This is a genomic window from Pseudomonas coleopterorum, from assembly GCF_900105555.1.
In the GTDB taxonomy this organism is placed as follows: domain Bacteria; phylum Pseudomonadota; class Gammaproteobacteria; order Pseudomonadales; family Pseudomonadaceae; genus Aquipseudomonas; species Aquipseudomonas coleopterorum.
The window spans coordinates 2,903,536-2,912,500 of the sequence record NZ_FNTZ01000001.1 but is presented as its reverse complement, the minus strand read 5'-3'; the positions used below and the strand labels follow the sequence as shown (position 1 = coordinate 2,912,500).

Sequence of the window (8,965 nt, the reverse complement as noted above, 5' to 3'; positions counted from 1 at the left end):
ATCCATGGGCAGGTTGAAGGTTAGGTAACACTGACTGGAGGACCGAACCGACTACCGTTGAAAAGTTAGCGGATGACCTGTGGATCGGAGTGAAAGGCTAATCAAGCTCGGAGATAGCTGGTTCTCCTCGAAAGCTATTTAGGTAGCGCCTCATGTATCACTGTAGGGGGTAGAGCACTGTTTCGGCTAGGGGGTCATCCCGACTTACCAAACCGATGCAAACTCCGAATACCTACAAGTGCCGAGCATGGGAGACACACGGCGGGTGCTAACGTCCGTCGTGAAAAGGGAAACAACCCAGACCGTCAGCTAAGGTCCCAAAATCCTGGTTAAGTGGGAAACGATGTGGGAAGGCTTAGACAGCTAGGAGGTTGGCTTAGAAGCAGCCACCCTTTAAAGAAAGCGTAATAGCTCACTAGTCGAGTCGGCCTGCGCGGAAGATGTAACGGGGCTCAAACCAGGTACCGAAGCTACGGGTATCATCTTTTGATGATGCGGTAGAGGAGCGTTCTGTAAGCCTGTGAAGGTGAGTTGAGAAGCTTGCTGGAGGTATCAGAAGTGCGAATGCTGACATGAGTAACGACAATGGGTGTGAAAAACACCCACGCCGAAAGACCAAGGTTTCCTGCGCAACGTTAATCGACGCAGGGTTAGTCGGTCCCTAAGGCGAGGCTGAAAAGCGTAGTCGATGGAAAACAGGTTAATATTCCTGTACTTCTGGTTATTGCGATGGAGGGACGGAGAAGGCTAGGCCAGCTTGGCGTTGGTTGTCCAAGTTTAAGGTGGTAGGCTGAGATCTTAGGTAAATCCGGGATCTCAAGGCCGAGAACTGATGACGAGTTGTCTTTAGACGACGAAGTGGTTGATGCCATGCTTCCAAGAAAAGCTTCTAAGCTTCAGGTAACCAGGAACCGTACCCCAAACCGACACAGGTGGTTGGGTAGAGAATACCAAGGCGCTTGAGAGAACTCGGGTGAAGGAACTAGGCAAAATGGCACCGTAACTTCGGGAGAAGGTGCGCCGGTGAGGGTGAAGGACTTGCTCCGTAAGCTCATGCCGGTCGAAGATACCAGGCCGCTGCGACTGTTTATTAAAAACACAGCACTCTGCAAACACGAAAGTGGACGTATAGGGTGTGACGCCTGCCCGGTGCCGGAAGGTTAATTGATGGGGTTAGCGCAAGCGAAGCTCTTGATCGAAGCCCCGGTAAACGGCGGCCGTAACTATAACGGTCCTAAGGTAGCGAAATTCCTTGTCGGGTAAGTTCCGACCTGCACGAATGGCGTAACGATGGCGGCGCTGTCTCCACCCGAGACTCAGTGAAATTGAAATCGCTGTGAAGATGCAGTGTATCCGCGGCTAGACGGAAAGACCCCGTGAACCTTTACTATAGCTTTGCACTGGACTTTGAATTTGCTTGTGTAGGATAGGTGGGAGGCTTTGAAGCGTGGACGCCAGTCTGCGTGGAGCCATCCTTGAAATACCACCCTGGCAACTTTGAGGTTCTAACTCAGGTCCGTCATCCGGATCGAGGACAGTGTATGGTGGGTAGTTTGACTGGGGCGGTCTCCTCCTAAAGAGTAACGGAGGAGTACGAAGGTGCGCTCAGACCGGTCGGAAATCGGTCGTAGAGTATAAAGGCAAAAGCGCGCTTGACTGCGAGACAGACACGTCGAGCAGGTACGAAAGTAGGTCTTAGTGATCCGGTGGTTCTGTATGGAAGGGCCATCGCTCAACGGATAAAAGGTACTCCGGGGATAACAGGCTGATACCGCCCAAGAGTTCATATCGACGGCGGTGTTTGGCACCTCGATGTCGGCTCATCACATCCTGGGGCTGAAGCCGGTCCCAAGGGTATGGCTGTTCGCCATTTAAAGTGGTACGCGAGCTGGGTTTAGAACGTCGTGAGACAGTTCGGTCCCTATCTGCCGTGGACGTTTGAGATTTGAGAGGGGCTGCTCCTAGTACGAGAGGACCGGAGTGGACGAACCTCTGGTGTTCCGGTTGTCACGCCAGTGGCATTGCCGGGTAGCTATGTTCGGAAAAGATAACCGCTGAAAGCATCTAAGCGGGAAACTTGCCTCAAGATGAGATCTCACTGGAACCTTGAGTTCCCTGAAGGGCCGTCGAAGACTACGACGTTGATAGGTGGGGTGTGTAAGCGCTGTGAGGCGTTGAGCTAACCCATACTAATTGCCCGTGAGGCTTGACCATATAACACCCAAGCAATTTGCGTCGAAGACCAGATTGCGGTGACTGTGGAGATGACACGAACCGAAAGTTCGCAGCAAGACAACCCACGAATATCACATACCCGATTCGCTGGAATGCCTCCCAAGGGCGTCCTGGCTACAGAATTTCTTGACGACCATAGAGCATTGGAACCACCTGATCCCATCCCGAACTCAGCAGTGAAACGATGCATCGCCGATGGTAGTGTGGGGTTTCCCCATGTGAGAGTAGGTCATCGTCAAGATTCAATTCCGAAACCCCTATCTGCGCGAGCAGGTAGGGGTTTTGTCTTTCTCGAAGCAAAAAACACTGATCCGCACGCAAAAAAAACCACCCAGCAGGGTGGTTTTTCGTAGCATGCCGGTCAGTCACCGGTGTACTCGCATCCGCTCGTGCAGGTCTCGTGGATACGAATCTTGGACAATTCGGGCAATAGCGGTTTGAGCTCATGCCAGATCCATTTGGCGAGGTTCTCGCTGGTGGGATTCTCCAGGCCGGGAAGATCATTCAGATAGTTGTGGTCCAGACGCTCGTACAGCGGCTTGAATATCGCCTTGATTTCGGAAAAGTCTCGGATCCAGCCGGTATGGGGATCAACGTCGCCTTTAAGATAGATCGCGACCTTGAAGGAATGGCCATGCAAGCGACCGCATTTGTGTCCCTCGGGTACGTGAGGAAGCCGATGGGCAGACTCGAAAGTGAATTCCTTGAAAATTTCCACGTTTGTTCCAATTTGTAGGCAAGTCAGTGCTGCAGTTTATCAGGTGTCCAACCTGGACGGTAAGTGCGCTTGGGACGCGTGGTGGGATTGATCCAGCCGGCTGACGCACGGTGGGGCAGAGCGTGCTGCAACACCGCGATCATTTGGAGGCTAGCGTTGTGCCATTAAGTTTGAGTTAAGTCGCCTTCGGTATTGTGTCTCTCGTACACCGTACATACCTCACACATACACAAGGTGAACTGAATGAAAACGTTGACTGCTTTGCTTCTGGCTTCTTCCATGAGTTTCGTTGCCGTCAGTGCTCAGGCCAAAGATCTTGGCCCGGACGAAGCGCTTCGCTTGCGCGATGCTGGTACCATCCAGTCCTTCGAAAAGCTCAATGCCGCAGCATTGGCGAAACATCCAGGTGGCACTGTTCACGAGACCGAGCTGGAAGAGGAATACGGTAAATACATCTATCAAGTCGAACTGCGCGACAGCAAGGGCGTCGAGTGGGATGTAGAGCTTGATGCAACCACTGGCCAAGTGCTCAAAGATCATCAGGATACCTAATGAACATACCGCCAGCGGGTCGCGCACTGATGGTCGGGCTGCTGGCGTTCTGCTCTTTGGCAGTGGCTCGGGATCTAGACCAGGATGAGGCGTTGCGACTCAGACAGGAGGGTGTGATCCTGCCCCTCGAACAACTCCTAGGCCAGGCCATGGCGCGTTATCCCGGTGCTCGTCTGCTGGAGGCTGAACTCGAAGAAAAGCAGCAGAAGCTGGTCTATGAAGTCGAGTTGCTGACTACGGCGGGTGTCGTTCGCGAGATCAAGTTGGATGCGGCGACAGGTGATTTGCTCAAAGACGAGGAAGATGACTGATGCGCTTGCTGTTGGTGGAAGACAACGTTCCTCTGGCCGATGAGCTGAGCGCCAGCCTCAGTCGCCAGGGGTACGCCGTGGATTGGCTGGCGGACGGTCGAGACGCGGTCTATCAGGGGCAGTCCGAACCTTATGATTTGATCATCCTGGATCTAGGATTGCCCGGCCTGCCTGGGCTGGAGGTACTGGCTCAGTGGCGAGCGGCGAACCTTTCCACCCCGGTGCTCATTCTGACCGCGCGTGGCTCATGGGCCGAGCGTATCGAAGGGTTGAAAGCAGGCGCCGATGACTACCTGACCAAACCGTTTCACCCTGAAGAACTTCAGTTGCGGGCCCAGGCGTTGGTGCGGCGGGCGCGAGGCCTGTCGAACATGCCCCGCCTGGAAGCGGCGGGTCTGCATCTGGACGAAGGTCGCCAATGCGTATTACAGGCCGGGGTCGATATACAGCTCACGGCTGCCGAGTTCCGGCTGCTGCGCTATTTCATGCTCCATCCCGACCAGATCCTTTCCAAGGGCCATTTGGCCGATCACCTGTATGACGGCGAAACCGAGCGCGATTCGAACGTGCTGGAAGTGCACGTCAACCACCTGCGGCGCAAGCTGGGTCGCAGTGTGATCGAAACGCGGCGAGGGCAGGGCTACCGTTTTGCCGGGGTCGTGCAGTGAGATCCATCCAGGCGCGATTGAGCGTCGGACTGATCAGCGTTCTGGTCGTGGTTGGCCTGGTGCTCGCGCAGTTGAGTTTGTGGCTGTTCGAAATGGGTCTGCAACGCTATCTGGAAGCGGGGCTGCGCAACGAAAGTGAAAACCTTCTGGTGGCCATGCAGCGGGGGCCACAGGGTTTGCAGCTGGATCAACACCGTATTTCTCCTGCCTACGAACGTCCGTTCTCCGGGCATTATTTCCGCATAGACTTTCCCGAAGGTCACTGGCGGTCCCGCTCGCTGTGGGATCTCGAGCTGCCGGTGCCCGAGCAGTCGGGGTTGTATTCAGGTTTGAAGCTGGGTCCCGAAGGTCAACTGCTGCTGGTATTGAGGGCCGATTACCGTCGGCTCGGCCAGCCGCTGTCCATCATCGTGGCCCAAGACTACACACCGGTTCGCACCAGCTTTCAGCGGGTACGTCAGATTGGCCTGGGAATGGGCCTGGCCGCATTGATTGCGGTGCTCGTACTGCAGCGGATCACGGTCAAACGCTCGCTCAAGCCACTGGAACGCACCCGGGAACAGATTGCCCAGTTGCAGCTCGGGCAGCGGTCGCAACTGGACAGCGAAGTTCCGGCAGAGCTTGAGCCGCTCGTGGCGCAGATCAACCACCTCTTGCTGCACACCGAAGACAGTCTCAAGCGTTCGCGTAATGCGTTGGGCAATCTTGGGCATGCGCTGAAGACGCCCATGGCGGTGCTGTTGAGTCTGGCGAGCAGTGAGCGGCTGCGCGACCATCCCGAGGTTGGTCGGCTGTTGCGTGAGCAGTTGGAGCACATCCAGTTGCGGCTGAGCCGTGAGCTCAATCGTGCGCGCTTGGCAGGCGATGCGCTGCCGGGTGTTCAGTTCGATTGCGCAGAAGAGATTCCGGGTCTGTTCGCGACTCTCGAGATGATTCACGGCGGGCATTTGAACCTGAGCTACGAGGTGGCAGCGGATGTGCGTCTACCATGGGATCGCGAGGACGTGCTGGAGCTGTTGGGCAATCTGCTCGACAACGCCTGCAAGTGGGCAGACGCGCAGGTCTGCCTGAGCATTGTCGAGCATGCGCAGGGCTACAGTATCTGGGTGGACGACGACGGTCCGGGGATACCCGAGGACGCACGTCAGGCGGTGCTGGATCGCGGCTCTCGGTTGGACGAGCAGGTCGACGGACATGGTCTGGGGCTGGGTATCGTTCGTGACATCGTGGAAAGCTGGTCGGCTCGTTTGCAGCTGTCTGAAAGTCCGCTGGGTGGGCTGCGCGTGGCAGTCGACCTGGATAAACGCGTTTAACGCGGATATATCTTGCCGATGACTAAACTCGCAGGCGGCTGGGAGGACTAACTCACAGGACCGAATGACGGTTCTGTAGCTTATCGACATGGATCGGACATGAACGAAACCAACCTGCAAAACAAAACCCTGTTGTTACTGTTGATCCTCGTCACCATCGCTTTCATCTGGATTCTTCTACCTTATTACGGCGCGGTATTCTGGGCCGTGATTCTGGGAATCGTGTTTGCGCCTTTGCAGCGACTGGTCATGATGAAGTTGAACCGGCGTCGCAATATCAGTTCGCTGGTCACGTTGACCACGGCGCTGCTTATAGCGATCCTGCCGGTGATCATCATCAGCGCGCTGTTGGTGCAAGAAGGCGCGGTGCTCTACAAGAATATCGAGAGTGGCCAACTGGACGTGGCGGGTTATATCGATCAGTTCAAGCAGCTGCTTCCGGCCTCCGGGCAACAATTGCTCGATCGCATGGGCATGGGCGATCTCGAAGGCGTGCGCGATAAAGTTGCCAAGGGCGCCATGCAGGGCAGTCAATATTTTGCGACTCAGGCATTCAGCTTCGGCCAGGGCACGCTGGATTTCGTGATCAGCTTCGGCATCATGCTGTACTTGCTGTTCTTCTTCCTGCGTGATGGCCCTGAACTGTCGCGCAAGATCCGTACGGCCATTCCGCTGGCCGAACAGCAGAAGCGCCGTCTGCAGTTGAAGTTCAACCGTGTGGTGCGTGCCACCGTGAAGGGCAACCTGCTGGTGGCCGTTACGCAAGGTGCCTTGGGTGGGGTGATCTTCTGGTTCCTCGATATTCCCAGCGCGTTGCTGTGGGCTGTACTCATGGCCTTCCTGTCGCTGTTGCCTGCCGTCGGGGCCGGCATCGTCTGGGCGCCGGTGGCGGCCTACTTCCTGTTGAGCGGTTATATCTGGCAGGGAGTGACGTTGACCCTGTTCGGTATTCTGGTGATCGGCATGGTCGACAACGTGTTGCGTCCGGTTCTGGTCGGCAAGGACACGAAGATGCCGGATTACCTCATTCTGGTATCGACACTGGGTGGCTTGGCGGTGTTTGGCCTCAACGGTTTCGTGATCGGCCCGTTGATCGCGGCGCTGTTCATGTCCAGCTGGGGTATTTTCGTCAGTACCAAGCGCCAGGTGCGTCTGCCTCAGGACCGCACCTGACACACGCCTTACCGGCTCCCTTGGTCAGCCCGAGGGAGTTGGCGCTTGAGGGCAGGGGCCTGCTTGGTTACCATCGGCGCTTTTTCAGAGCGGTCCGCATGCCCCAGCCCATCCCTCTCAAAGATCATGGCAAGGAACAAGGCCTGGTCAACCGTCGGTTGATCGCCTGCGCATTGCTGGTGCTGGCCTTGAGCATTGCCTTGGTAGGGCGTCTGTACTTCCTGCAGGTCATCGAGTTCGCCTACAACTCCACGGTATCGGAAAACAACCGGGTGCACGTGCTGCCGATCCCGCCGGAGCGCGGGGTGATCTACGACCGCAATGGCGTGGTATTGGCCGATAACCGACCCAGTTTCAACCTGACCCTGACCCGCGAGCGCGCCGGCAATACCGCGCAGGTGCTCGATGAGGTGGTCAAGGTGCTGGAGCTGAGCGATGAAGCGCGCAAGCAGTTCGACAAGGACCTGAAGCGTGTACGCCATCCCTTTGAACCCGTCACCTTGATGTATGAACTGAACGAGAACCAGATCGCCAAGATCGCGGTGAATCAATTTCTGCTGCCGGGCATCGATGTGGAACCTCAGTTCGTACGTGAATATCCGCGCAAGGAGCATTTCGCACACTCGGTCGGCTACGTAGGGCGGATCAACGAGAAGGAATCCAAGACATTGGATCAGACGCAGTACCGCGGCACGCAGTCGGTGGGCAAGACCGGTGTCGAGCGTTTCTATGAAACGGAGCTGCATGGCCAGGTGGGCTATGAAGAGGTCGAGACCAATGCTCAAGGGCGGGTCATGCGGGTGCTCAACCACCACGATCCGGTGCCGGGCAAGAACATCGTACTGAGCCTGGATGTGCACCTGCAGGAAGCCGCCGAGAAGGCGCTGGGCGATCGGCGTGGGGCGGTGGTGTGCATCGATCCGGAAACCGGCGACGTGCTGGCCATGGTCAGCAAGCCCAGCTTCGATCCCAATCTTTTCGTCACCGGGATCAGCTTCAAGGAATATGCGGCGTTGCGCGATTCCATCGACCGGCCGCTGTTCAATCGCGTCCTGCGGGGCCTGTACGCACCTGGTTCGACGATCAAACCGGAAGTGGCGATTGCCGGCCTGGATACGGGTGCGGTTACGCCCCAGTCTCGGGTCTTCGACCCCGGTTACTACGAGCTGCCCAACTACGACCACAAGTACCGCAACTGGAATCGCACCGGCGATGGCTGGGTGGACATGGACGCCGCCATCATGCGCTCCAATGACACCTACTTCTACGATCTGGCGCACAAGCTCGGTGTGGACCGGATGCACGACTACATGACCCGCTTCGGCCTGGGTCAGAAGGTGTCGCTGGACATGTTCGAGGAAGCGCCTGGCTTGATGCCGTCGCAGCAGTGGAAGCGCGCGACCCGACGTCAGGCGTGGTTCCCCGGCGAGACGCTGATCCTGGGTATTGGCCAGGGCTACATGCAGGTCACACCGTTGCAACTGGCCCAGGCCACCACGCTGATCGCCAGCAAGGGCGTATGGCGTCGGCCGCATCTGGCGGAAACCGTAGGGGGGCTGGCGCCGGTGGACGACAACCCGATCCCCAATATCGTGCTGCGTGACAACCGCGAATGGGATCAGGTCAACCACGGCATGCAACTCGTCATGCACGATCCGCGCGGCATTGCGCGGCAGGCTGCCGCCGGTGCGCAGTATCGCATCGCGGGCAAGTCGGGTACCGCTCAGGTGGTCGCGATCAAGCAGGGTGAGCGCTACAACCGTCTCAAGACCTTGGAACGCAACCGTGACAACGCGCTGTTCGTGGGCTTTGCGCCGGCCGACCGGCCGAAGATCGTGGTGGCGGTGATGATCGAGAACGGCGAGGCGGGCGGGCGCGTCGCAGGTCCCGTGGTACGCGAGATCATGGATGCCTGGTTACTGGATGGCGAAGGTCACCTCAAGCCCAAGTACGCGGCGCCCGCGAAGGCGCCTACGGATCCTAAGGTCTGAGCCT

At 57.3% G+C, this 8,965-nt stretch carries 7 protein-coding genes and 2 rRNA genes (1 of these 9 cut by a window edge); 8 read left to right on the top strand and 1 reads right to left on the bottom strand.

Annotated elements, in window-relative coordinates:
• Positions 1 to 2,214 (top strand): 23S ribosomal RNA (locus tag BLV18_RS12940); it begins 679 nt to the left of the window's first position.
• Between the two features lie 146 nt (positions 2,215 to 2,360).
• Positions 2,361 to 2,476, top strand: a 5S ribosomal RNA gene (gene rrf, locus BLV18_RS12935).
• A gap of 120 nt (positions 2,477 to 2,596) precedes the next feature.
• Here the strand turns inward: rrf and queD are convergent.
• The gene (queD, locus tag BLV18_RS12930; RefSeq protein WP_090359068.1) at positions 2,597 to 2,953 is read right to left on the bottom strand and encodes a 6-carboxytetrahydropterin synthase QueD; all 357 of its coding nucleotides are present in this window, start codon (positions 2,951 to 2,953) and stop codon (positions 2,597 to 2,599) included.
• A gap of 243 nt (positions 2,954 to 3,196) precedes the next feature.
• Between queD and BLV18_RS12925 the strand changes: the two genes are divergently transcribed.
• The 6 genes from BLV18_RS12925 to mrdA all read left to right on the top strand — a co-directional run bounded on the left by BLV18_RS12925 (position 3,197) and on the right by mrdA (position 8,961).
• A complete protein-coding gene (locus tag BLV18_RS12925) occupies positions 3,197 to 3,505 on the top strand; it encodes a PepSY domain-containing protein (RefSeq protein WP_049859836.1) in 309 nt (102 codons plus the stop codon).
• Positions 3,505 to 3,816 (top strand): PepSY domain-containing protein, encoded by a 312-nt coding sequence (locus tag BLV18_RS12920; protein WP_049859837.1) that lies wholly within the window; start codon positions 3,505 to 3,507, stop codon positions 3,814 to 3,816. The genes BLV18_RS12925 and BLV18_RS12920 overlap by 1 nt, the downstream gene beginning before the upstream one ends.
• A complete protein-coding gene (locus BLV18_RS12915) occupies positions 3,816 to 4,484 on the top strand; it encodes a response regulator transcription factor (protein ID WP_056842207.1) in 669 nt (222 codons plus the stop codon). Before BLV18_RS12920 ends, BLV18_RS12915 begins: the two co-directional genes overlap by 1 nt.
• Positions 4,481 to 5,797: an ATP-binding protein gene (locus tag BLV18_RS12910; RefSeq protein WP_090359066.1), complete on the top strand. Its 1,317-nt coding sequence runs from the start codon at positions 4,481 to 4,483 to the stop codon at positions 5,795 to 5,797. The genes BLV18_RS12915 and BLV18_RS12910 overlap by 4 nt, the downstream gene beginning before the upstream one ends.
• 99 nt (positions 5,798 to 5,896) lie before the next feature.
• Entirely contained in the window at positions 5,897 to 6,970 is a 1,074-nt protein-coding gene (locus BLV18_RS12905; protein ID WP_049859840.1) for an AI-2E family transporter, read from the top strand.
• A 98-nt stretch (positions 6,971 to 7,068) separates the two neighbouring features.
• Positions 7,069 to 8,961, top strand: a complete 1,893-nt coding sequence (gene mrdA, locus BLV18_RS12900; RefSeq protein WP_090359064.1) for a penicillin-binding protein 2 — start codon at positions 7,069 to 7,071, stop codon at positions 8,959 to 8,961.
• Positions 8,962 to 8,965: the final 4 nt, after the last annotated feature.